A 21724-nucleotide genomic window follows, 5' to 3' on the forward strand; every position below is an offset into this window, starting at 1 on the left:
GCGCACCGATGGTGATCACCCGCTCGCGGCTCGACAGCACCAGCCGCGCGATCGCCACCTTGCGCGTCTTTCGTAGCGCTTCACGCAGCACGGTAAAGGTCTCTTCCGCCATTGCCCCGTCCGGTGCCAGATAGTAGGGCATATCGTGATAGATCTCGTCGACCGAACCTTCGTCGACAAAGGCCTCGATATTCATCGTGTGGTTCGATTCGATTTTCACCGCTTCGAGGTCTTCCGGCTCGATGATGACGTATTTCTTGTCCTCATACTGGTAGCCCTTGACCAGGTCGGAGCGTTCAACAAGACCCAGTTCCGGGTCGACCGGTTTCATGTTGATCCGGTTGTGAGTGTCCTTGTGGAGCTGGTTGAAGGTGATGCGGTCCTTCGAACTCGTGGCCGGATAGAGCCGCACTGGGCAGCTGACCAGGCTGAGTTTGAGATACCCCTTCCAACTTGCACGCGGCGCCATGACAATTCCCCCGAATTACGCAGCACAAATGGGGCTGCTAGAGCGTCGGCAACGGCTTCGCCGCCTGGTCGATTTCCGCCCAGGCGTCACCCGTCCCTTCCAGCAGTCCCGGCACACTAGAATAGTTGAATTCCTGCGGAGCGTCGACCGATTCCAGGTCATCCCAGTGCAAAGGCGTTGAAACTGGTAAACCAGGTCTTGCTCTGAGTGAATAGGGCGCGACCGCAGTTGCTCCCTGATAGTTGCGGTGGAAGTCGATGAAAATGCGCCCGCCGCGTTGTTTTTTGCTCATGGTCGTGATGAACACCTCCGGCGCCGTGGCCGCTATCGCCTCGGCGATCTTGCCGGTCATTGCGTGCACGGTCTTCCAGGTTTTTTTCGGCTCGATAGGCACCACGACGTGAACGCCCTTGCCGCCCGAAGTCTTGACGAACGGCACGAGGCCGAGGCCGGCAAGCACCTCGCGCACCTGCACTGCCGCCTCGACAATCTCCCGCCAGGCAACCCCCTCACCGGGGTCAAGGTCGAAGATGATCCGGTCAGGCTTGTCGATTGGCTTGCGCAACGCGCCCCAACTGTGAAACTCGACGACGCCGAACTGCGCCAGCGCCAGGTAGCCTTTGACATTGTCCAGATAGAGATAGGATTTGGCCTCGCCATCCTTGCTCTTCTGGCTGAATGTCGAAACCGTATCCGGCATGCCGGTGAAAGCGTGTCGCTGGTAGAAGCAATCTTCCTGCTTGCCCGTCGGGCAGCGCACCAGCGTCACTGGGCGGTTGAGGATGTGCGGCAGCATGAAATCGCCCACCTGGGCGTAGTACACGGCCAGTTCCAGCTTGGTTGGCCCGTTCTTCCCGAACAGCCGCCGCGAAGGGTTGGTGACCCAGACAGACGCCAGGTCGGCATCGCTGACCAGCCTCGTGCGGGGTGCGGACACCGTCGTCGACGACTGGGTCTCACGCAGCCCCTTGTAGACAGCATGGCGAAGCGCGTCGGTCTTAGTCCGCCCGGTGTAATAGACCGTGGCCGAAAGGGCCGGCCGCACCGGAACGACGACCTTCGGCATATCCTCAAGACGCGCTTCGGGGTCCTCGAGCTGTTCCAGCCTGGTCAGCAACATCCCGGCTTCCTTGGCGTTGAAGCCGGTGCCGATCTTGCCGCGATAGACAAGCCCCTCCTCGGTCCACTCTCCCGCGGCCAGCGCCGCCAGTCCTTCCGCAGCATGAGAGGTGGTGTATCCGACAATCGGAAAATGGCCCGTCAGCAGAGCCTTGGCCTTGGTCCAGACCTTCGACCGGCCGGACTGATAGGTTGATACCACCGGTTTCGAGATGACACCTTCGAGCCCCATTTCACAGGCCCTGTCGAAAAAGGCGTCGCCATTGCCGATCACATGATCCGAGAAATGAATGGCCGCCTGCTCGCCCGCGCCCCCTTGCAACAGTCGCTGAAGCTGGTCCTTGCGTTTGTCGAGCGGGACGTTCCGCAGATCCCAACCGTTGAGATGGAGCAGGTCGAAGGCGAAATAGACCAGCGCCGTTTCCGGACCTTCTGACAGAGCTGTTTTCAGCATGTCGAAACGGCTGACGCCCTTCTCGTCCAGAACGACGATTTCGCCGTCGATCACGGCATCGCGGCAGGGCAGTTTCGACAGATGCTGACCGAGATCGCCGAACCGGTGAGTCCAGTCCAACCCGGCCCGCGTCAGCAGCCGCGCATCGCCGTCGCGGATGTGGGCCATGGTCCGGTAGCCGTCAAACTTGATCTCATGCAGCCATTTGTCGTCCCTCGCGGGCACCTCGACCCGGCTCGCGAGCTGTGGCTCGATCCGGTCCGGAAAAGGCGTTTTCTTCGCTCCCTTCAAGGCACCGGGACGGAGCGGCCGCGTTGGCTTCGGTTCGTCGCTGATGAGAAAATCTTCAATCACCCGGCCGGATTTGACGCTTTCCGGTCGGGTTTCGAGAATGTCCGTCTCCGGATCGGCGGCGAAATCCCGTTCCTTGAACAGAAGCCAGTTGGGCTGGCGTTCTTTGGGCCTGGGCTTGAGCCGCGCCAACATCCATCCGCCCTGCAGCTTTTCGCCGACAAGGCGGAACTTGAACTGCCCCTTCTTGAAGCTCGTCTCGATATCGTCCATCGGTGCCCAGGTGCCGGCATCCCAGACAATCATCGGCCCGGCGCCGTACTGCCCTTTCGGGATCACGCCCTCGAAGTCGGCATAGTCGATCGGGTGATCCTCGGTTTCGACCGCCAGATGCTTGACGTCGGGGTCGAGCGACGGCCCCTTCGGCACCGCCCAGCATTTGAGCACGTCGCCGACCTGCAGGCGCAGGTCATAATGGTCTGCTGTTGCGGAGTGCTTGTGCACGACGAAGCGGTTGCCGTCCTCGACACCCTCGATACCGACCGGCTCGTTGGTCTTGGAGAAATCCCGCTTGTTCCGGTAGTCACGAAGCGCCTTAGCCATTAGCACAACGTCGTTTTAGTGCGGCGCTTATGCATAGCGCGCCGCTGCCCGCGCCCGGGCCTTCGCCGCCTCGATTTCGCGATCGCGCGGCGGCTGCGCCGTTTCCAGCGTGTCCATCAGTTCGCGCGTTGCAGCTGCGATCAGATCGACCGCCCGGTCGAAGGCGGCTTCATTGCGTCGAGACGGTTTGCGCGTTCCGGAAAGCTTGCGCACATATTGCAGCGCCGCGTCGCGCACCTCGTCGTCCGTCGCGGGCGGATCGAAATTGAACAGCGTCTTGATGTTGCGGCACATAGGTCCGTGCTCCTCGGTGAACAGTGCCGGAACTCTAGCAAAGCCGACACAGCCTGGTCAGCATGTTTGTGTGACCAATCAAGAGGGTCGCGGCCTGCATCGCGTTCTGCTACTCAACAGCGCGTAGAAACGGGGCGACTCATGCAATCTTTGGCAGATCAACCAGCAAACAGGCGGCCTTGCCGCTGATGATGCTGATCGCCGCCCTTTTCGCGTTGCTCGCAGGCGCCCTGTTCGGCCTGGTCTCGCATGTCCAAAAGAAGGGCCTGGCGCATCTGGACGACAAGACGGGAACGCTGGTCTCCGTCGCGGCGATGGCGGCCGTGTTCTGGGTTCTCGCACCGCTGATGATCGACTGGCGATGGTGGCTGACCGAGGCCGCGCTCCTGTTTGCGCTATGCGGTCTGGTGTTCCCGGCGGCCAGCCAGCGGCTGCAAATCCTGTCCGTGGTCAAGGTCGGCCCGAACATGACATCCGCCTTCGGTTCGTTTGCACCAGTCTTTGCCGTGGTACCGGCCGTTTTGGTGCTCGGGGAAAGCCTGAGCCTTCAGGTCGCCATGGGACTGTCGATCATGATAGCAGCGCTGCTGATTTCTGCGTCAGGACCGAAGGGGCCGAACCGAACATGGTCCGCGGTGGCGCTCCTGCTGCCGCTGGGTGCGTCCTTCGTCCGAGGAATCATTCAGCCCGTGCGCCAAATAATATCCCCATCACCATCTCCATCCAAGTCTCCCGCTGCCCTCATTTCCCAAATACTAGTGACTGCTTCCGATTGAATCAACACCTCCTCAGCCACAGTGGTGCCATTCATTAACCAGACTTTATTTTCCCCAGTGGAGGTATTGCGCCAGAGAATATCCTGTTGTTGATCACTGTTAAAATCTTCGGTGCCACGAATTTCCCAGTCCAGGTCTGGAGTTGGGGTTATGGACACTGAATTCTCAAACACCGATCCTGCCATCAACCAGATGCCAGTTTCACCAGTAGAGGTATTACGCCAGAGAATATCCTGTTGTTGATCACTGTTGAAATCCCCTGCACCCTGCATCTGCCAGGGACTGTCGGCTGGTTCTGTTGGTGAAGGAATTGTCACGGCTTGAGCTAAGTCGAGACCATCCATCAGCCAAGCACCATTGACTCCGGTCTCCTGATTACGCCAGAAAATAGTCACACTCTCGGTGATCGTGGATTGGTCATTGTCGGTAATGGTGAAAGTGGCACTGGGAGTCTGACCTACTTGATAGTTGGGACTATTCTCAAGGGTAATAATGACAGTTTCTTCCCCTTCTACTAGACCATCGGCGATTGGGGTAAGCTTGAGATCTACTGACTGCTGACCTTCTGGAATAGTAACGGTACCAGTTAGGATGGGCTTGTAATCTGAGGGGCTAGCGGTGCCACTGACCGTGTAAGTTACCTCTAGGCTTTGACTAATGTCTCCGGTGCGGCTGATGGTAATACCACCACTTTTTGGCACAGTTTCGGCTAATGTGCCATTAGTAGGGATAATGGTCAGTTCAGGAACATTAATAACTGGATCAGCTAACGGTGCTGGTGTTATTTCAATAACGTCGATCCGTGCTAGTTCATCGGTTTGATTCCCCAAACTATCCGCCACGGCAGAGATTTCAATCTGATCCCCTGGAGCCAGTGTTACGTTTTCAAAGACGGGATTAGGATTGGATAAACCATCAAATATAGAACCAGTCAACCCGATATAATTACTAGAGCTGGGTATGTCTATGGGTGGATTGCCCTGTTCTGCTGGGTTTTTATTGAAAATATATCTACTAATTGGGATATTGTTGACACGAAGTGTCAGGGTAGATCGGCCATCTGCTTCATCAAAATGGGCAATATTAAAATTATAGTTACCAGCAGGACCGTCAGCTTCTGTCCAGGTTAAACGAATGAATCCTGGTTCAGTAGTATTGGTTTTGGAAATCTCGATAGCTTGGCCACCGGAAGCAATGTCACTCTCAAAAACTATGTAGTTCTCTAGACTCAGCCTAGTTGTGTCTTCTGCCTCAAATTTTGGCATAATTACTATTATCCTCTACTTTTTAGGGAATAGGGAACAGGGAATAGGGAACAGTATAAAAGAGATCAGAGTAGTTTTTGGGGTTATGGAAAATCAGTATTGGAGTTTATAGTCTATAGCAAAGCGAGTAGGGATTAGGGAGTAGGGATTAGGGAGTAGTGAACAGCAGATATGGGTACAAAAATTATCACACTTACGACACGGATTGCTAACTACAAATTCCTAGATTGGAGCTGAAACTTTTTGTAATCGAAATCTTGTTCACTTTCACTTAACTAACTATATTGCTTATGATTGAACAATAGCTAAAATTATATTTTTATAGTAATTATATGACTTGTTATTGATAAGCACAAATAACCATTACTATAGATGACATAATTATGAGTAAATGTCACTATAAAATTACTTACTTTATTAAATCTTTACAGTTTTTTTTCCGGATTCTTTAATAGTCTTCACGTTTAGATCTCTCGTTTAGATCTCTATAGGTTGGTGACAAGAGAAGGAAAACGCCCAAGAGGCAGAGTTCAGGAAGGTAGCAAAACACTATAGACTTTACGGCAGTGTTCAATTGAGTTTGTGTTAAATCCCAGGCTACCGGAATTGATATCTATAAATTATCATAGCTATGAGGTACACAATTTAGATATTTTAGGGAATAGCGGATATGGTAACAGGGAAAATTTAATAGCGATTTGCTACATCAAGACAGGGAATCAACGTCAATGAAAATGTACCTCATAACTGCGAAAAACGCTAGAATGGGCTGATGTAAGCTATCAGCTATCACCTATCAGCTAATGCCCGTAGCGCATTAGCTGATACCTGACGTTGTTTACTTGATCTTGTGAGCAACAGGCGTTTCTTGCTGCCTTCTTAAAGGCTAATGTCCTACTGATTCTGAGTAATGGGCTGCTGCACACAGTTGAGCATACGCAGAGTAGCAGCAGCGGCATAGTTCCGGCGTGCTTCAGAATTGGGGAAGAAAGCGTTACCCCTTTCGTTTAGGGGAGATGCCACTTGGCAGTAGCCAGACATTTCAGAAATCAGAGCGACAGCCCAGTGACCTTCAGTGTCGGAAAATTGTGTGACTGACCCATTAGAAACGAGTACCCCTGGCTGCCCTTGGAGGCTTTTGGCAAATTCAGCAGCTTTTTTTTGTACTGCCATCAATTCGGCGCGAGTTACGGACTTATTTGGTCGAAAGGTGCCATCAGGATAGCCACTAACAATGTTGTTGTCCCTCGCCCATTGAATTTTGGCAGCACTCCAGCGCCCAGCCTCAACATCCTGATAGGGCCGCCCTGATGCTTGAGTGGGGACAGTAATATTAGCACCTGGCAGTTTACCTAAGCCTTCAATGACCATAGACACGAGTTGTTCTCTGGTTAGAAACCCTTGAGGTCTGAAGGTATTGTCCTGAAATCCAGCAATAAATCCCATTGCTACAGCTTTTTCAATTTCTGAGGCATAGACATCATTAGTAATATCCCGAAATTTAGAAGTTTCCCGTGGCGGAAGTGGGGGAAGGTCGGATGGATCACTACTTCCTGTGTTACCTAGGGGTGAATTAGTAGCAAGGTAGACGTGACCTAGCTCTTTGCCATTGAACATTCTCTTGGCAAATTCCCAACCGGGCTGCAGAAAAATTTTCATAAAGCCCTGGCTAATACCACCAGTTCTGCCGATGATGACTTCAGGAGCTTTACGATCAAGACGGTGCTTACCCACTAGCAACAGTTCACCATTACGCTCAACAATGCTGAGGATGTAATCGAGTCCTAAGTCTTCACCAGCCATGCGCATGGAATAGCCATTGCTATCAGTACTGCGTCCGCAAATGCCAGTAAAGTCAAAGTTCAACAGCAGTGGGTCTACGATCACTGGGTTAGTACCACTTTCGCTCCAACAGGCTCGCTTGTTGGATTTTTGTTCTATGATCAGCAGTTGATGAGAATTAGCCCCAAAGGGTTGAGCTACAGCAATAAACTTGCCTTGTTTAACTTGTTTTTGCTCGAAGGTAGCGGCGGAGGTTTGGTTGCCAAGACTGATTGCTGAGAAGGCAGTGGCTAGGGCAACGGTGGCGAAGGTGGCTAGTTTTTGTGGTAATTTTTGTCTTAAAGAATTTTTCATGCTACTTACCTCTCTCTTTCAGCATCTGTACTGAGCTTTTAAGATTTGTCAATTTTAAGACAACTGCTTCAAGCTATAATGATTAACTTTTAGATTAAATGTTTCTGGTTCTAATTGTTTAAGTTTTATTTTTGATTCATGAAATTTGAGCAAAAGTAGCTAAGGATACATAAGCTATCAGCTATCAGCTATCAGCTATCAGCTATTAGGCGCTTTAACTGCACGGGGTCGGATGAGTAAAAGGAGCAGGGTGCATCTCCTAAAAACTGTTTGACCTGGTGGGTGGAATGGGCATCAGGCGTGGAACGGGGATCTTGCCCGTTTCATCCCCAGGCGGATTGTCCCAACACTGGCTACCGAGAAAATGAGGGTGAGTCCGTCCCTGAAGCAGCACTAGCAACTACCTACCGTTGATTAGCTGACGGCTGACAGCTGACGGCTGATAGCTGAACGCGCACGCGTGCGCGTAGCGCATATACTTACCTAATATCAGTGTGAAGCTGGCGAAACTATCACAAGGTTTTCGAGCCTGAGGGTGATCTCTAAGCATGATGGGATCAAGGCTAAAAATCCGTCGGAGGTCGCTAGGATGTTATTTAATATTGCTGGTGTAGGGACTGGGTTAGGAATTCTAACCCTATTGGTGTTTGGGCTGTTGCAATGGTTGCACATCAGTACTGGTCATTTCCTAGATTGGGTGATTGGTGTGGCTAGCTTTTGGTGGCTGTTGGTGATTGTGACAGTTCCGTGGAATGTCCACTTGGAAGCTAGGGAAGTTTTAGCAGAGGGGTCGGCTTCCAGGGCAAATGAGATTGCGGTTGACCCCAAGCAATTAGACTATGTGAAAATGATAGCTAAGCGATCGCTAACCGTAGCAATCGCCCTTCACCTGTTATCTGCTGTGGGTCTGTACATCCTTGCTGCCACTGGGATTAGTGCTGTAGGCTACGTCAGTTCGGGAGCAGCTTTGCTTTTAACTGCTTTGCGTCCAGCGGTACGTTTTTACCAGTATTTAGCAGCCCGGTTAAGGATGATCCGGCAAGAGTTTACCTATCCTCGCCGAGATGTAATGGAACTACAGAATCGTTTTGAAGCTCTCGAAAGAACTGTCAAAGGTCTAGAAGAGAAACTAGACCCAGAAGAACCTTACTCTTGGGTGGCAACCCATCAGCGTTACTGGGAAGAGACTCGCAAAGGCTTAGCCCAACTTGAAGCATCAATGGCACAACTGGAAGCTAATAACAATGCGGAACACCAACGTTTAGCTCGGGATTCTGAAAATGCGATCGCACAATTAACTACAGATAGTCAATTTCTGGATAATGTCCGAGAAATTATCCGGTTTTTCAAGACAGCTTAGTAGTTATAGCGCTACGCGCAAGTCAGAAGTCAGAAGTCAGAAGTCAGAAGTCAGAAGTAAACTATGACTAAGTTTTGGAGTTTAGGAATGTCAAACATCTAAATGCGTAGTGCGCTTGCAGCGCTGAGTTAGAGGGCTGCTTGAGGTGGAATCGGGAATCGGGAATCGGGAATCGGAACCCACCCCTAACCCCTCCCAGGAGGGGAACGGGAATCGGGAATCGGGAATCGGGAATCGGGATCAAAGCAAGTTAGATGCTTCATATAAACGCCTGACAACGGCGATAATTCGCTTGCCATAATCTAAGTCAGCTGACCAGCGGCCACTGAGCTGTTCAACTAAGGGAGCAATCCCTCGGGTAACGAAGCGAAACCGGGGATCGACCAAGGGTTGGACTAGGGGTTCCTGACTGGCGTAGGCTTTCAAATGTTGGATATGGGCACGTACTCCAATTCTAGCGCTAGGAAAAGTCGCTTCTTCCTCACTAGTCACTGCTCCCAAACCACCAAAATTATTTTGCTCAGGTCTAAGGCGATCGCTAAAGCGTAGGAAGTTAGTTTCTACACAAGCTTGGGCAAAGGCAATGTCATAGTTGACTCCCTCTACCGAGGCTTCTTCTCGATAGAGCCTAGCTAGGTCAGGAAACTCAGTCAGGGCGTTCTGATTATTGTTTTTAAGAAATATCTGTAACTGGACTTCGGAGGTGCTACCATGACCCATGATCCGGTCAATCAGACCTGGACAGATTTTCTGGGAAATTGAGCGCAAAATCACAGTGCGGGTAGGAGCATCCCAACCGACAAAGATGTTATAATCTCTTAGTTCAATGGCCTTAACATAAACGACTCCCCGATATTGCACACGACGGACATTCTCGGCGGTGGTCAAATCCACTCCTAGGCGATCGGCTAGGTCAATGGGAATGTAAGAATTGCTATTGATTAGAACACCTCGATCATCGTAAGTCTGATTATTGATTTTAATATCAATGATGGGATAAACGGGATTGAGTTGATCGGGTGGCTGTTCACCAGATATCAAACTACTCCATTGGGCAAGTCCATCAGCTATGCCTCTGGCCATGTCACGACGTCGATTCTGGAGCAGAGCACGGTCTTGGGGATTAGTCAGAAAGCCAACTTCGATCAGTAGGGAGGGCAGGATAACATCACGGCAAAAGGCAAGACGCCCAACACCTGAGTCCGTATCGGGTTTTGCTCCTCGATTGGGCAGTTCAGGAAGGCGTGTGATCAAATAGCGCAGCATTAGTTCACCATGCTTCTTGCGCTCAGTGTTATTGAAAATGTAAAAAGCAGAGGCACCTCGGATGTTAGGATTGGAAAAGGCATCAGCATGAATCTCTAGCGCTACATCACCAAAACCAGCACGGTCATTAATCCATTGAATTGTCTGCTTTAAACTCAATTCATCAGGAACAGATAATACTTCATACCGACGCGATCGCAATTCTGGCACCACTATATCTCGCAGCCGAATCATTTCTTCGGCTTCCGTTGTCCCACCGGCAATCGCCCCTGGGTCAAGACCACCACGTTCCATGCCACCGTGACCTGCTGAAATAAATATACGTCCCATGTCTTGCTTTTTGCCCTCAGCCCTTAATTGAGCACTTGCTCTCTCCAGGATAAGGATTTACTTTCCCTATGGCTAGGGGAAGTTCGACTGTACAAATCATCCCACCAATAGGGAACAGCAAGGAATAACCAAAGCAACATGGACTGATGAAAAATTAACGATGAATACTATCATTTAGCAAAGGGAGTAGGGAGTAGGGAGTCGGGAGTCGGGAGTAGGGGTAATACCGAGTTGCATTCAAAGAGAGTAGATTGGTTGGATAGGAAGATAGGGAGATAGGGAGATGGGGAGATGGGGAGATAGGGAGATAGGGAGATTGGCGGAAGAGAAAGTTGTACCTTTGACCGCAACTTGGTATAAGAAACTTGAAGGTACCTCATAAGTATGATCAACGCTATAGATTGAGCAACCTCTGGAAAATAATAGCTTTGAGCAAACTAAATATCAATGGCTAATCAAACCTTTGGACTAGACAAGCAGCTTTACGACTACTTAAAATCTGTTTCTCTAAGAGAGCCAGAAGTTTTGACCCAGCTGAGGCTGGAAACAGCACAGCATTCCATGGCTAGGATGCAAATAGCTCCTGAACAGGGGCAGTTTATGGCCTTACTAGTGCAGTTGATGGGAGCCAAGAAAACTCTAGAGGTGGGGGTATTTACGGGCTATAGTGCTTTAGCTGTAGCCTTAGCTTTGCCACCAGACGGCCAGGTGGTTGCTTGTGATATCAGTGAGAAGTATACTGCGATCGCACGTCCCTACTGGCAACAAGCTGGAGTAGCTGACAAAATTGACCTGCAAATTGCCCCAGCACTGGACACTCTGGAGCGGTTGGTGGAAGAAGGACAGGCAGGTACGTTTGATTTTGCCTTCATTGATGCCGATAAACGGAACTACGAAAACTATTACGAGCAGGCACTGAAACTGGTGCGTAATGGTGGAGTTATTGCTGTGGATAATGTCCTCTGGTCGGGGCGAGTAGCAGATCCTGAGGTAGTCGATAGCAGAACTGAGGTAATTCGAGCATTTAATCAAAAGCTCTCTCAAGACCAACGGATAACCCTTAGTTTGGTACCGATTGCTGATGGATTGACCCTAGCGCTCAAGAAGTAAGAAGCTATCAGCTATCAGCTATCAGTTATCAGCTATCAGCTATCAGCTATCAGCTTATGGGCGCTTGGGCAAGCTACACCGAACAGCTTTTGAATCAAACAGGTAAGCATTGGTTTAATCTTAGTTACGTCAGCTGACCGCTGACCACTGACCACTGACCGCTGACATCTATGCTTCCTTGATGAAATCATCAAAACAGTGAGGGCAACAAATAGCTTTGATATATTTAGGAGAATTGAGATCAGCTTGGGAAATTGGATTTCCACAACCGTAGCACATATGGTAGGTTCCAGCTTCTAACCTGTGCTTGAGAGCAATTCGTTGATCGAAAACAAAGCACTCCCCCTCCCATAAACTTTCGTTTTCTGGGACTTGTTCTAAATATTTGAGAATGCCACCTTTGAGATGATAGACCTCTTGAAAACCTTGACTCAACATAAAGGATGAGGCTTTTTCACAGCGAATACCTCCTGTACAAAACAGGGCTACTTTTTTGTGTTTGGTGGAATCGAGGTGGTGGCGAACATAATCAGGGAATTGTCGGAATGAGTCAGTATGGGGATTTTGGGCACCTTTGAAGGTTCCGATATTTACTTCATAGGTATTGCGAGTGTCAATCAGGACTACGTCTGGATCGGAAATTAGAGCATTCCAGTCCTGGGGGTTAACATAGGTACCTACCTGCTGATTGGGGTCAACCTCTGGCAAACCGATGGTAACAATTTCTTTCTTTAACCGGACTTTCAGGCGGTTGAATGGAGGGGAGTCAGTGTAGGATTCTTTATGCTGTAAGTCGGCCAGACGGGGATCGGAACGGAGAAAGGCTAGGACTGAATCAATGGCTTGACGGGAGCCTGCGATGGTGCTGTTAATGCCTTCTGCTGCGAGAAGAATCGTTCCTGTGATTCCTAGAGCTTGACAATGGGCTAGCAAGGAGGGCCGTTTATCGGCAAAGTCTGGCAATTTGACAAATTTGTAAAATGTTGCAACTACCTGGGTCATGATCCGGTTAAGAGGTGAAAATAGTGCTGAGTTTTGAGTCCTGAGTCGGAAAGTGCCTCACTATTTACTATTGTGACGTATGGTAACACCCCGCATTAAGCTGCTATGGTCAGATTACTGTTGCGGTGTCTATGGCAAAATTTTTTAGCTATCTTGGTTGACTTTCCACTTGGATGATGTATAATAACAAAAGTGCGGTTGATGAACTAAGCTTGATTTAGCTTAGGTAGTCAATGCCAGGGGGTATAGCTCAGTTGGTAGAGCGCCTGCTTTGCAAGCAGGATGTCAGCGGTTCGAGTCCGCTTACCTCCACTAGTTAGATCTAATCGTAAATTGGTGACTAGGGTGGGGTTGCTTAATCAAACGAATGGATCGAAGTAGAGTGGGCATCCTGCCCGCTCCAAAAAATCCCCGAACAGGCAAGATGCCTATGCCACAGGTGCGACGTCACGCTTCGCAAACGCTTTTTTGTATCTCGTTGACAGGATTAATAACTAATAACCACTAACTCTGATTCCATGCACAAATTGATTTCTAAAAAATAGACGATATAGTTCACAGCTAGCTGTGGCTCGATTCCCGCGAATTCTGATCAAACCCAAGCTTTCCAATTTATAGGCAGTGAGCGCTTCTAATTCCACACTTTCTGTCGCCATGACTACTTCCTTAAAAGCAGCGACTAGGTCAGGATGAGGTAACAAAGCGGCTAAATAGTAACGCAAATAGTTACTATAAATTCCAGTTTGAGTTGGGGCTTCTTCTAGTAATTTTTCTAAGCTAACATCCTGTTTTGTCAGATGATATAGCGCAAGACGAATTAAACTGGGACAACGACCTACCATAGTCACTAAAGGATGAAGACGTTTGATGGCTTGATCACCTTTTGCCCAATCCAAACCATGACGCTGGGCTAAGTCTAGCACCTGCTCATTGGTAAATTCTGGGAGTTTAATGGCTAGGCCAACATTAAAGGGAGACTGATTAAGTTTTAGTGGCACATATACATCGGTAGCATGAGCTATCACCCATCTTACGTTTTGCCAAATTTCCAGTTCCCTAGCATCCTCATACCAAGAGCGTAGCAAAGACAGAAAATCCCTAGAAAGTTCTGGATACTCAAAAATTTGATTAACTTCATCTAAAGCAATAACAATTGGCCTATCGACTTCCTCTAGCAAATAGTCTTCAAAGTAAGTGGTGCAACTGACCTTAGAGCCAATGTCAGAATCCCAATAGTGATCGAGTTGGAGGGATAAACCCAATTGCCGACTGACGTTGGCACAAAACCAACGTAAGAACTTATCCAGGTTGGTGAAAACTTGGGAATCAGCTCGGTGTAAACTTAAAGTAACAGTACGAAAGCCCTGCTTCTTGGCATAAGCTACAATCCTTCGCACTAGGGAAGTCTTTCCTTTCTGTCTGGGACCTTTAATATGAATCAGGCTACCTGGTTTCCTAACTTCTGCGTAGGTTAGCGCTTCAATAGGAGGACGTTCGATGTATAAATTGGAGTTTAGTGGTACCGGACCACTGGGAAAGTCTAGCTCTGGTACCAGAGCAGGGTATAGGGAATTACCGAAGCTGGTTTTTATCCTGTCGTGATAGCCATAAATCCCTAGAGAGGATAGCTGAGCTCGGGAGTACCGCCTCAAAACTGAGCGGACATTACTTTTGGTAACTTTTTGTTTGAGAGCCACAGAGAGACGTTGCCAAAGTTTGAATCCTACATCTCTAATGTAACTATGCTCATACCCGCAGCTTTCCGCAATCTCAGCATAAGTCTTCCCTTCCCAAACTTCACAGAAGACGGTCTCTTGAAGGTTACTGAAGGAGTAATCGGGCAAAATTGTGTCCAAAACAGCTAGGGCTTCGTCTGCCATCATTGACTAGGTTGAAAGCCAACACACCAAACACTAGCTTTACTGTGACATAGAATTGCCAAAATTTCCGTGCAATCAAGCAATTTTTTCCAATTTTTTACGACTATTACCAGCAGATGGCCCAGTCAAATCTAGGTCAAATTCCCAATTTTTTCAGGCAGACAATTTCCATAGGTCTTCTTTAAAATCAACTCAACAGTTCTTTAAGTCTGGTATCCCAAGACGATTGAGTGATGAAAAAACAAGTTTTCGGAGCAGTTTCAGCCCTAGCATTCGCCGCATCTGTGCTGCCTATAGCCATCCCTAGTCTGGTACCAGCGGCTCAGGCTCAAGCGGGTTTTGTGCCGAATGCTCCCTATGTTGCCAGCGCTGGAATTGCTGGAGCTGCAGGGGATAGGCATTTTATTACCGTTGCTGTGGCTGCGTTTCCAATCAATGCTGTTGTGATTGAATGTACCAATCTGGCTGGTGTTCGTAAAGCAACGGTTACTAATCAGTTTGGTGAGAGAGTGGCAGCAACCACAGCAGTGTCTAAGAGTCCTGAAGGTGGTATGGCTCTTACGGTGACCTTGAATAAACCGGTCAAACCAGGCAATGTCCTGCGCATTGTGATGGATGGGGTAGAACAAAATCGAGAAGGGGGAGCGATGCTTTATCGAGTGTCTGCTCTGACCGACAATATATCCTATCCTTTTCCTGTAGGTACGGCAATGTTGCTGGAGCCGGTCTTGAATGACTAGAGTCCATAGGGTTGAACGCGCACCCGTGGCCAATAGGCCAAGGTTGAATGTAAGCTATCAGCTATCAGCTATCAGCTATCAGCTATCAGCTAATGCGCGTAGCGCAATCGGTACTTTTAGGTGCGACCCGTGGCGAATTTAATTCTTAATGGTAAGAGCGCACCTTTGAATAATATAAGCTGACGGCACCTCAAGTAGCGTGAGCTTTTAGCTGACGGCTGACTGCTGACGGCTGAGTGCTTACAGTTGAAGGTTTTTTTGTTAAAGATTGTTTGCTGATACCTTGCAGCATTAGTATTTTTATGATATAAAATGCGTCAATTCTTCTGACCTATTCCCTGTTCCTTGATCCGAAGTTCCTTGATCCGAAGTTCCCGAATTTCTCTGTCTTTCGATATCCGAGCCAAGTACTTCAGGATTTTTTCAAAGGAGTTAAGCTAGCATCAACCAGATGGACAACTTAAAGGAGAAATTTTATATGGGAAGCGAAGGTAATCTGATCGAGGCAGCTTGGCAAGCCCTGGAAGATTCGATTATCTATTATCAAGGTCATCCCGTGGGCACAGTGGCGTCGAAAGACTCGGATATGGAAGCCCTGAATTATGACCAGTGCTTTACCCGGGATTTCGCGGTGTCGGCTATGGCATTGCTGATGAAGGGCAAGGGAGAAATTGTGCGCAATTTCCTGATCGAAACCCTAGGGCTTCAAAGCCGTGAAAAGCATATGGATTGCTTTAAGGCGGGTCAAGGATTGATGCCAGCGAGCTTTAAAGTGATACATAAGAATGAAAAGGAGTATTTAGGGGCGGATTTTGGGGAACATGCGATCGCACGAGTTGCTCCAGTAGATTCTGGCTTGTGGTGGCTGCTGGTGTTAAGGGCTTATGTCAAGGCAACTGGTGATCAAGCCCTTGCCCACCAGACACGGTTCCAACGGGGAATCAAATTAGTTTTAGATCTGTGTCTGACTAAACGATTTGATCTGTTTCCCACGATGTTGGTGCCCGATGGTGCCTTCATGATTGACCGACGCATGGGAGTTGATGGGTATCCGTTGGATATTCAAGCCCTATTCTACACTGCGTTGCAGGCAGCGAGTGAGTTGTTGTTGCCAGAGGATGATTACGTTCCTGTGGTCAAGGAGCGCTTGGGTCATCTGACTTATCATATTCGAAATTACTATTGGTTGAATTTAGACCGCCTCAAGGAAATCTATCGCTACGATGTGGAAGAGTTCGGTGAAGCGGCAATCAATAAGTTTAATGTCTATGCTGACACTATTCCTGATTGGCTAATGCAATGGTTGCCAGATTCAGGGGGATATTTTGTGGGTAACCTTGGACCAGGGCGGATGGATTTTCGCTTTTTTGCCCAAGGTAATTTAATGGCAATTATTACTTCCCTAGCTACTGAAGAACAATCCCAAGCCATTATGGACTTGATCGAGCAACGCTGGGAGGATTTAGTGGGAGAAATGCCCATGAAAGTTTGTTTTCCGGCTTTGGAAGGTCGCGATTGGCAAATTATCACAGGTTGTGATCCCAAAAATACTCCTTGGTCTTACCATAATGCGGGGAATTGGCCTTTCTTGTTGTGGGAATTGGCAGCAGCAGCACAAAAAACTGGCAAATCTGAACTGGCTCGTAAAGCCTTAACCATTGCTGCCCAATGCCTGCTTAAGGATAACTGGCCAGAGTACTATGATGGTAAAAATGGTCGCCTGATTGGCAAGAAAGCTAGGAAAGTTCAAACCTGGACAATTGCTGGCTTTTTAGCAGCACAACAGTTGATAGATAATCCGGATCATCTTAAGTTAGTTAGTTTTGAAGACACTGCTGTGATGATTTGCTCTATGGATATTGCGGAAATCGTTGCTATGAACAAATAATCTTAAACTAATTTAAACTAATTTAAATTAACTTAAACTAACTTAAAATTGGTACTCGCCAAGTACCAATTTTAAGTTAAGAATTCCCAAAATTACCAATGACATTAATTAAGGGTTGGGATGCTGCCCACAATCTCAAAACTACCCCCAGTTGGATCCGCAATTAGTATGGACGGCTGACCAGTTTATGGTCAACCGCCCGTTAGCAGATGCACCTGATGATAAAACGATTATCGCAGGCTACCCTTGGTTTGGGGATTGGGGGTCAGATACCATGATTAGTTTGCCAGCATTGACTCTCTCGACCGGTCCTCCTGACGTTGCTTGCACTATTCTTCCCACCTTTGCCCGTTATATCGATCAAGGGATGTTACCCAATCTCTTCCCAGATGTAGGAACGGAAGCAGAATACAACACCGTGGATGCTACGCTCTGGTATTTCGAGGCAATCCGTGCCTATTACGAAGCGACGCAAGATCAGAGGTTGATAGCGGAATTGTTTCCAATTCTAGAAGAGGTAATTGACTGGCATCGTCGGGGAACTCGCTACAGCATTCACTTGGATAACGATGGTTTAATTTATGCAGGGGAAGCGGGAGTCCAGCAAAGCCAACTAAGCGTCAACCAACTAATCTTAAACCTACCCTTCACCGAACGCCAAAGGCGAACAACTAACTAACCTTAAACCTTGGCCTGTCGGCCACGCTACGCGAACCACCAATTAAGCTTAAATAAAATAACCTTCAACCTTCAACTTTCAACTTTAAAAGCGATGCAGCTGGCCTGAGTTATGACTGAAGAATATCAAAGACTGGAAGAAGCTCGCAATCACATTATCCATTGGAAACGCTGGGGTCCTTACCTAAGTGAGCGACAGTGGGGAACAGTACGAGAAGACTATAGCCCGGATGGACAAGCGTGGGATTATTTTACCCATGACCAGGCGCGATCGCGTACTTACCGTTGGGGCGAAGATGGTATTTTGGGTATTTGTGATGATCAACAGTATTTGTGTTTTGCCCTAGCGCTATGGAACGGCAAAGACCCCATCCTTAAAGAACGGATTTATGGTTTAACGGGCACTGAAGGTAATCACGGGGAAGATGTTAAAGAGTATTATTTCTATCTAGATAGTACTCCTACCCACTCCTACATGAAGGGATTATACAAATATCCCCAAGCTGAGTTTCCCTATACTTGGCTAGTGCAGGAAAACCAACGTCGGGGACGGGAAGCACCAGAGTTTGAACTGCTCGATACAGGGATATTCCAGGAAAATCGTTACTATGATGTATTCCTAGAGTATGCCAAAGCCTCGGCGGAGCAAATTTTAATCCAAATTACTGCCATTAATCGAGGACCAGATCCTCAAACCCTCCATATTTTACCTACTCTCTGGTTCCGCAATACTTGGTCTTGGAATGCTAATTCTCCCAAGCCCTTAATCAAGGTTGCTAAATCTGATCACCAATTCAGTGTCCTGGAAGCCTCCCATCCCACATTGGGACAACGGTGGTTTTACTGTGAGGGTTCACCAGAATTATTATTTACTGATAACGAAACCAATTATCAGCGCTTGTTTGGGGTAGAGAATCAGTCTGCCTATGTTAAAGATGGCATTAATAACTATGTGGTTCAGGGTGACAAGAATGCCGTCAATCCTAGCAGAGTCGGCACAAAAGTGGCTCCCCATTACCGATTTACTATTGGTGCTGGGGAGACTCGGGTGATTAAGCTGTGGCTGAGTGATGCTCCCAATATCCCCCAACCCTTTGGCAGTGAGTTTTCACGGATTATTGCCACCCGTCGCTCAGAAGCGGATCAGTTTTACCATGCGATCGCACCATCCGGACTTAATAATGATCAGCGTAATATTCAGCGTCAAGCCTTCGCAGGACTGTTGTGGAGTAAACAGTATTATTACTACAACGTAGAAACCTGGCTCAAGGGTGACCCCAATCAACCCCCACCTCCACCAGAACGTCTCAAAGTCAGGAATCAGCAATGGAATCATCTCAACAATGCAGATATTATTTCTATGCCCGATAAATGGGAATATCCCTGGTTTGCGGCATGGGATTTGGCATTCCACTGCATCCCCTTAGCAATGATTGATCCAGATTTTGCTAAGAATCAACTTGACTTAATGACGCGGGAGTGGTATATGCATCCCAATGGGCAAATTCCCGCTTATGAATGGAACTTTTCAGATGTCAATCCTCCCGTGCATGGGTGGGCAACCTGGCAAGTTTATCAGCTAGAAAAACAGTTCCATGGAACAAGCGATCGCCAGTTTTTAGAACGGGTCTTTCAAAAGCTTCTGCTGAACTTTACCTGGTGGGTTAACCGCAAAGATTTCGACGGCAACAATGTATTTGAAGGAGGGTTTTTAGGCTTAGATAATATTGGAGTATTTGACCGCAGTTCAGACCTTCCAAGCGGAGGGTATATTGAGCAATCCGATGGCACCAGCTGGATGGCAATGTACTGTCTTAATATGCTCACTATTGCCCTAGAATTAGCGTTAGAAAACCCTGTCTATGAAGACATGGCTACTAAGTTTTTTGAACACTTCCTCTATATTGCAGCTGCTATGAATAATATTGGGGAAGATCAGACGCAATTGTGGGATGAAGAGGATGGCTTTTTCTATGATGTGCTCCACTTACCTAATCAGGAACAGTTGCGCCTGAAAGTACGCTCCATGGTAGGGTTAATTCCTCTGTTTGCTGTCACTACTATAGAACCAGAGACACTCAATAAACTTCCGGGTTTTAAAAAACGATTGAAGTGGTTTATTCAAAATCGCCCTGATCTCAAACGCAATGTTGCCTGTATGGAAACTAAGGGAGTAGGGGCAAAGCGGATGCTTGCTCTATGTTATATGAATGTTGGAAAAGTGCTAGAAAGTGATAAATTCCGCCGCATTCTGAGCAAGTTATTGGATGAAAATGAGTTTTTAAGTGACTATGGTATCCGAGCCATTTCTAAGTTTCATAAGGATAATCCTTATCGATTCTATGTCAATGATCATGAACATCGTGTAGACTACGAACCCGCTGAATCTAGTAATGGGTTATTTGGGGGAAATTCTAACTGGCGTGGTCCGATTTGGATGCCCCTTAATTATCTCTTAATTGAATCCTTGCAAACTTTCCATTACTATTTAGGAGATACGTTTAAAGTGGAATGCCCGACAGGGTCAGGTAATCTGATGACCCTTGGAGAAGTTTCTGTAGAACTATCCCGACGTCTGATTCGGATTTTCCAGAAAAATCAATCCAGTCATCGTCCTATTTATGGCAAAATAAATGAATTTAAAACTGATCAGAATTGGCACAATTTAATTTTATTCTATGAATATTTCCATGGCGATAGCGGCTTAGGAGTTGGAGCAAGCCACCAAACTGGTTGGACTGGATTAATTGCCAAACTGATCCAACAATGTGCTGACTATAGTGCGTAAGCATATGCGCTACGCGCACGGCTCGCTGAATGCTTACCTATTACCTATTACCCAAAAAATATTCGACTATAAACACTACCGCGCACCACTTGACATGATATGATTCACTGAAACTTTGGTATTGTCAACTTATATGTCAAGTTTCATTGCTAAAATAACAGATTGGTTGAATAGGATTCCAGGGCGTGGTTACTTATTGATCGCTATCCTGATTTTTGCAGCAGCTAATTCGGTCATTCGTAAGCTGACTGACCTGGGTGCAGAGAATTTAATTGATGGTAGAAATCCTATTTCGTTCTGTAATGTTTTGTTTGTTGGCAATCTCTGCGCGTTGCTAGGGTTGATTGCTATTTATGGGCGACAGTGGAATTTTCGCTCCCTAAGACAACTTTCTGTAACAGATTGGTTAGGGTTACTGGGTGTCGCAGTTTTGTCAGGAGCACTGGCACCATCTTTGATATTTATAGCTCTTGAGCGCACTGCTGTTAATAATGTAGTGCTGATTGGACGCATTGAGCCTCCTCTTGCTTTGGCTTTGTCAGTTTTACTTCTAAAAGAACGGGTAAATCGTTGGGTAGTAGCTGGTGCGATTATTTCATTTATTGGTGTAATCCTGACTATTGCGCTTCAGCCTCCCCAGGAAAACATGATTAATATGCCGGGAGGCTTTAGGATTGGTGTCGGTGAATTGATGGCAGCAGTAGGAGCTATCGCATTAGCAATTTCTACGATTATTAGTAAAGTGAAGCTGCGCCAAATCCCTCTGGGCATCTTTACGGTGTTCAGAACCGCTACAGGTACAGTCATTTTCTTTGTTGTGGTGATTAAGTTATTTGGAGTAGGTCACTTTATGGATGCTTTCTCACCGTTTGTCTGGCAATGGATGATCCTCTATGGGGCTGTGATTGTGGTAGGGGGTCAACTTTGTTGGTTTAAGGGTTTGAAGACTACTACTGCATCCGATGTTTCTCTCGCCAGTTCCTTTAGTCCAGTAGCGGGCATTTTAGCAGCTTACTTGATTCTTTCAGAAGTACCAACAATAGCTCAGTATATTGGTGGTGCTGTAATTATTTGCGGCATTGTCCTCAATCAAATTGGTATTTCTCGCAAACTTCCTAAAACTGATACTATGATTGTGGGAAAATCGACGAAAGAAATGGAAGTTGGGTTTAAAGGCGTATAAATTATGGTAATGAATACAAAAATATAGCAAGTCTTATACCCATGAGGTACAAATTTCTGGTTTTTAGGGACTTCGGAGCAGGGAGCAGGGAG

18 protein-coding genes, 1 tRNA gene and 1 pseudogene are annotated in these 21724 nt (G+C 47.6%); 10 read left to right on the plus strand and 10 right to left on the minus strand.

What is annotated here, in order from left to right; translation table 11 throughout:
• The 3 genes from ku to BJP37_RS17290 all read right to left on the minus strand — a co-directional run.
• The coding region (ku, locus tag BJP37_RS17280; protein ID WP_075900585.1) for a non-homologous end joining protein Ku at positions 1 to 469 on the minus strand (469 nt) is incomplete at its 3' end.
• 37 nt (positions 470 to 506) lie between these two features.
• Positions 507 to 2936 (minus strand): DNA ligase D, encoded by a 2430-nt coding sequence (ligD, locus tag BJP37_RS17285; protein ID WP_075900587.1) that lies wholly within the window; start codon positions 2934 to 2936, stop codon positions 507 to 509.
• Between the two features lie 27 nt (positions 2937 to 2963).
• Positions 2964 to 3230: a DUF2277 domain-containing protein gene (locus tag BJP37_RS17290; protein ID WP_075900589.1), complete on the minus strand. Its 267-nt coding sequence runs from the start codon at positions 3228 to 3230 to the stop codon at positions 2964 to 2966.
• A 188-nt stretch (positions 3231 to 3418) separates the two neighbouring features.
• Here BJP37_RS17290 and BJP37_RS17295 point away from each other — a divergent pair, with 188 nt between their 5' ends.
• Positions 3419 to 4006 (plus strand): EamA family transporter, encoded by a 588-nt coding sequence (locus BJP37_RS17295; protein ID WP_075900591.1) that lies wholly within the window; start codon positions 3419 to 3421, stop codon positions 4004 to 4006.
• On the opposite strand, the gene BJP37_RS17300 is transcribed toward BJP37_RS17295, so the two are convergent.
• Positions 3913 to 5271 (minus strand): FG-GAP-like repeat-containing protein, encoded by a 1359-nt coding sequence (locus BJP37_RS17300; RefSeq protein ID WP_075900593.1) that lies wholly within the window; start codon positions 5269 to 5271, stop codon positions 3913 to 3915. The genes BJP37_RS17295 and BJP37_RS17300 overlap by 94 nt on opposite strands.
• A gap of 894 nt (positions 5272 to 6165) precedes the next feature.
• Positions 6166 to 7407, minus strand: a complete 1242-nt coding sequence (locus BJP37_RS17305; RefSeq protein WP_075900595.1) for a DUF3747 domain-containing protein — start codon at positions 7405 to 7407, stop codon at positions 6166 to 6168.
• Positions 7408 to 7677: 270 nt separating this feature from the next.
• Here BJP37_RS17305 and BJP37_RS39415 point away from each other — a divergent pair, with 270 nt between their 5' ends.
• Together BJP37_RS39415 and BJP37_RS17310 are read left to right on the plus strand one after the other, a co-directional pair.
• Entirely contained in the window at positions 7678 to 7821 is a 144-nt protein-coding gene (locus BJP37_RS39415) for a hypothetical protein (protein ID WP_158069634.1), read from the plus strand.
• 175 nt (positions 7822 to 7996) lie between these two features.
• A complete protein-coding gene (locus BJP37_RS17310) occupies positions 7997 to 8767 on the plus strand; it encodes a hypothetical protein (protein WP_075906192.1) in 771 nt (256 codons plus the stop codon).
• Between the two features lie 67 nt (positions 8768 to 8834).
• On the opposite strand, the gene BJP37_RS39420 is transcribed toward BJP37_RS17310, so the two are convergent.
• The 3 genes from BJP37_RS39420 to BJP37_RS36735 form a co-directional block, all read right to left on the minus strand.
• Positions 8835 to 9011 carry a hypothetical protein gene (locus BJP37_RS39420; RefSeq protein WP_158069635.1) on the minus strand — a complete coding sequence of 59 codons (177 nt, stop codon included), beginning with the start codon at positions 9009 to 9011 and terminating at the stop codon, positions 8835 to 8837.
• The gene (gene tftA / locus BJP37_RS17315) at positions 9008 to 10363 is read right to left on the minus strand and encodes a hormogonium tapered terminus morphoprotein TftA (protein WP_075900597.1); all 1356 of its coding nucleotides are present in this window, start codon (positions 10361 to 10363) and stop codon (positions 9008 to 9010) included. The genes BJP37_RS39420 and tftA overlap by 4 nt, the downstream gene beginning before the upstream one ends.
• A gap of 170 nt (positions 10364 to 10533) precedes the next feature.
• A complete protein-coding gene (locus BJP37_RS36735; RefSeq protein WP_143727655.1) occupies positions 10534 to 10743 on the minus strand; it encodes a hypothetical protein in 210 nt (69 codons plus the stop codon).
• A 67-nt stretch (positions 10744 to 10810) separates the two neighbouring features.
• Between BJP37_RS36735 and BJP37_RS17320 the strand changes: the two genes are divergently transcribed.
• The gene (locus tag BJP37_RS17320) at positions 10811 to 11473 is read left to right on the plus strand and encodes a class I SAM-dependent methyltransferase (protein WP_075900599.1); all 663 of its coding nucleotides are present in this window, start codon (positions 10811 to 10813) and stop codon (positions 11471 to 11473) included.
• A gap of 168 nt (positions 11474 to 11641) precedes the next feature.
• Here BJP37_RS17320 and trhO read toward each other — a convergent pair whose 3' ends face one another.
• The gene (trhO, locus tag BJP37_RS17325; RefSeq protein ID WP_075900601.1) at positions 11642 to 12475 is read right to left on the minus strand and encodes an oxygen-dependent tRNA uridine(34) hydroxylase TrhO; all 834 of its coding nucleotides are present in this window, start codon (positions 12473 to 12475) and stop codon (positions 11642 to 11644) included.
• A gap of 239 nt (positions 12476 to 12714) precedes the next feature.
• On the opposite strand from trhO, the gene BJP37_RS17330 reads away from it, so the two are divergent.
• Positions 12715 to 12787, plus strand: a tRNA-Ala gene (locus BJP37_RS17330).
• A gap of 182 nt (positions 12788 to 12969) precedes the next feature.
• Here BJP37_RS17330 and BJP37_RS17335 read toward each other — a convergent pair.
• Positions 12970 to 14355 carry an AAA-like domain-containing protein gene (locus tag BJP37_RS17335; RefSeq protein WP_081431231.1) on the minus strand — a complete coding sequence of 462 codons (1386 nt, stop codon included), beginning with the start codon at positions 14353 to 14355 and terminating at the stop codon, positions 12970 to 12972.
• Positions 14356 to 14588: 233 nt separating this feature from the next.
• On the opposite strand from BJP37_RS17335, the gene BJP37_RS17340 reads away from it, so the two are divergent.
• From BJP37_RS17340 to BJP37_RS17360, 5 genes and pseudogenes are all read left to right on the plus strand, one after another.
• The gene (locus BJP37_RS17340) at positions 14589 to 15095 is read left to right on the plus strand and encodes a hypothetical protein (RefSeq protein WP_070393583.1); all 507 of its coding nucleotides are present in this window, start codon (positions 14589 to 14591) and stop codon (positions 15093 to 15095) included.
• 478 nt (positions 15096 to 15573) lie between these two features.
• Positions 15574 to 16983: a glycoside hydrolase 100 family protein gene (locus BJP37_RS17345; RefSeq protein WP_198954087.1), complete on the plus strand. Its 1410-nt coding sequence runs from the start codon at positions 15574 to 15576 to the stop codon at positions 16981 to 16983.
• 160 nt (positions 16984 to 17143) lie between these two features.
• Positions 17144 to 17587 (plus strand): annotated as a pseudogene (locus tag BJP37_RS17350) (amylo-alpha-1,6-glucosidase); the annotation flags it as partial.
• A gap of 186 nt (positions 17588 to 17773) precedes the next feature.
• Positions 17774 to 20449 carry an MGH1-like glycoside hydrolase domain-containing protein gene (locus tag BJP37_RS17355; RefSeq protein WP_075900605.1) on the plus strand — a complete coding sequence of 892 codons (2676 nt, stop codon included), beginning with the start codon at positions 17774 to 17776 and terminating at the stop codon, positions 20447 to 20449.
• Positions 20450 to 20582: 133 nt separating this feature from the next.
• The gene (locus tag BJP37_RS17360) at positions 20583 to 21632 is read left to right on the plus strand and encodes a DMT family transporter (protein WP_075900607.1); all 1050 of its coding nucleotides are present in this window, start codon (positions 20583 to 20585) and stop codon (positions 21630 to 21632) included.
• Positions 21633 to 21724 lie beyond the last annotated feature (92 nt).

This window comes from Moorena bouillonii PNG, from assembly GCF_001942495.1.
In the GTDB taxonomy this organism is placed as follows: Bacteria; Cyanobacteriota; Cyanobacteriia; order Cyanobacteriales; family Coleofasciculaceae; genus Moorena; species Moorena bouillonii.

Excerpts from the sequence above, each read along its gene's own strand:
- ligD (WP_075900587.1), bottom strand. The coding sequence starts at position 2,936 with ATGGCTAAGGCGCTTCGTGACTACCGGAACAAGCGGGATTTCTCCAAG.
- BJP37_RS17335 (WP_081431231.1), bottom strand. The coding sequence starts at position 14,355 with ATGGCAGACGAAGCCCTAGCTGTTTTGGACACAATTTTGCCCGATTAC.
- trhO (WP_075900601.1), bottom strand. The coding sequence starts at position 12,475 with ATGACCCAGGTAGTTGCAACATTTTACAAATTTGTCAAATTGCCAGAC.
- BJP37_RS17345 (WP_198954087.1), top strand. The coding sequence starts at position 15,574 with ATGGGAAGCGAAGGTAATCTGATCGAGGCAGCTTGGCAAGCCCTGGAA.
- BJP37_RS17360 (WP_075900607.1), top strand. The coding sequence starts at position 20,583 with ATGTCAAGTTTCATTGCTAAAATAACAGATTGGTTGAATAGGATTCCA.
- BJP37_RS17355 (WP_075900605.1), top strand. The coding sequence starts at position 17,774 with ATGACTGAAGAATATCAAAGACTGGAAGAAGCTCGCAATCACATTATC.
- BJP37_RS36735 (WP_143727655.1), bottom strand. The coding sequence starts at position 10,743 with ATGAGGTACCTTCAAGTTTCTTATACCAAGTTGCGGTCAAAGGTACAA.
- BJP37_RS17300 (WP_075900593.1), bottom strand. The coding sequence starts at position 5,271 with ATGCCAAAATTTGAGGCAGAAGACACAACTAGGCTGAGTCTAGAGAAC.
- BJP37_RS17295 (WP_075900591.1), top strand. The coding sequence starts at position 3,419 with ATGATGCTGATCGCCGCCCTTTTCGCGTTGCTCGCAGGCGCCCTGTTC.
- BJP37_RS17310 (WP_075906192.1), top strand. The coding sequence starts at position 7,997 with ATGTTATTTAATATTGCTGGTGTAGGGACTGGGTTAGGAATTCTAACC.
- tftA (WP_075900597.1), bottom strand. The coding sequence starts at position 10,363 with ATGGGACGTATATTTATTTCAGCAGGTCACGGTGGCATGGAACGTGGT.
- BJP37_RS17305 (WP_075900595.1), bottom strand. The coding sequence starts at position 7,407 with ATGAAAAATTCTTTAAGACAAAAATTACCACAAAAACTAGCCACCTTC.
- BJP37_RS17340 (WP_070393583.1), top strand. The coding sequence starts at position 14,589 with ATGAAAAAACAAGTTTTCGGAGCAGTTTCAGCCCTAGCATTCGCCGCA.
- BJP37_RS17320 (WP_075900599.1), top strand. The coding sequence starts at position 10,811 with ATGGCTAATCAAACCTTTGGACTAGACAAGCAGCTTTACGACTACTTA.
- BJP37_RS17290 (WP_075900589.1), bottom strand. The coding sequence starts at position 3,230 with ATGTGCCGCAACATCAAGACGCTGTTCAATTTCGATCCGCCCGCGACG.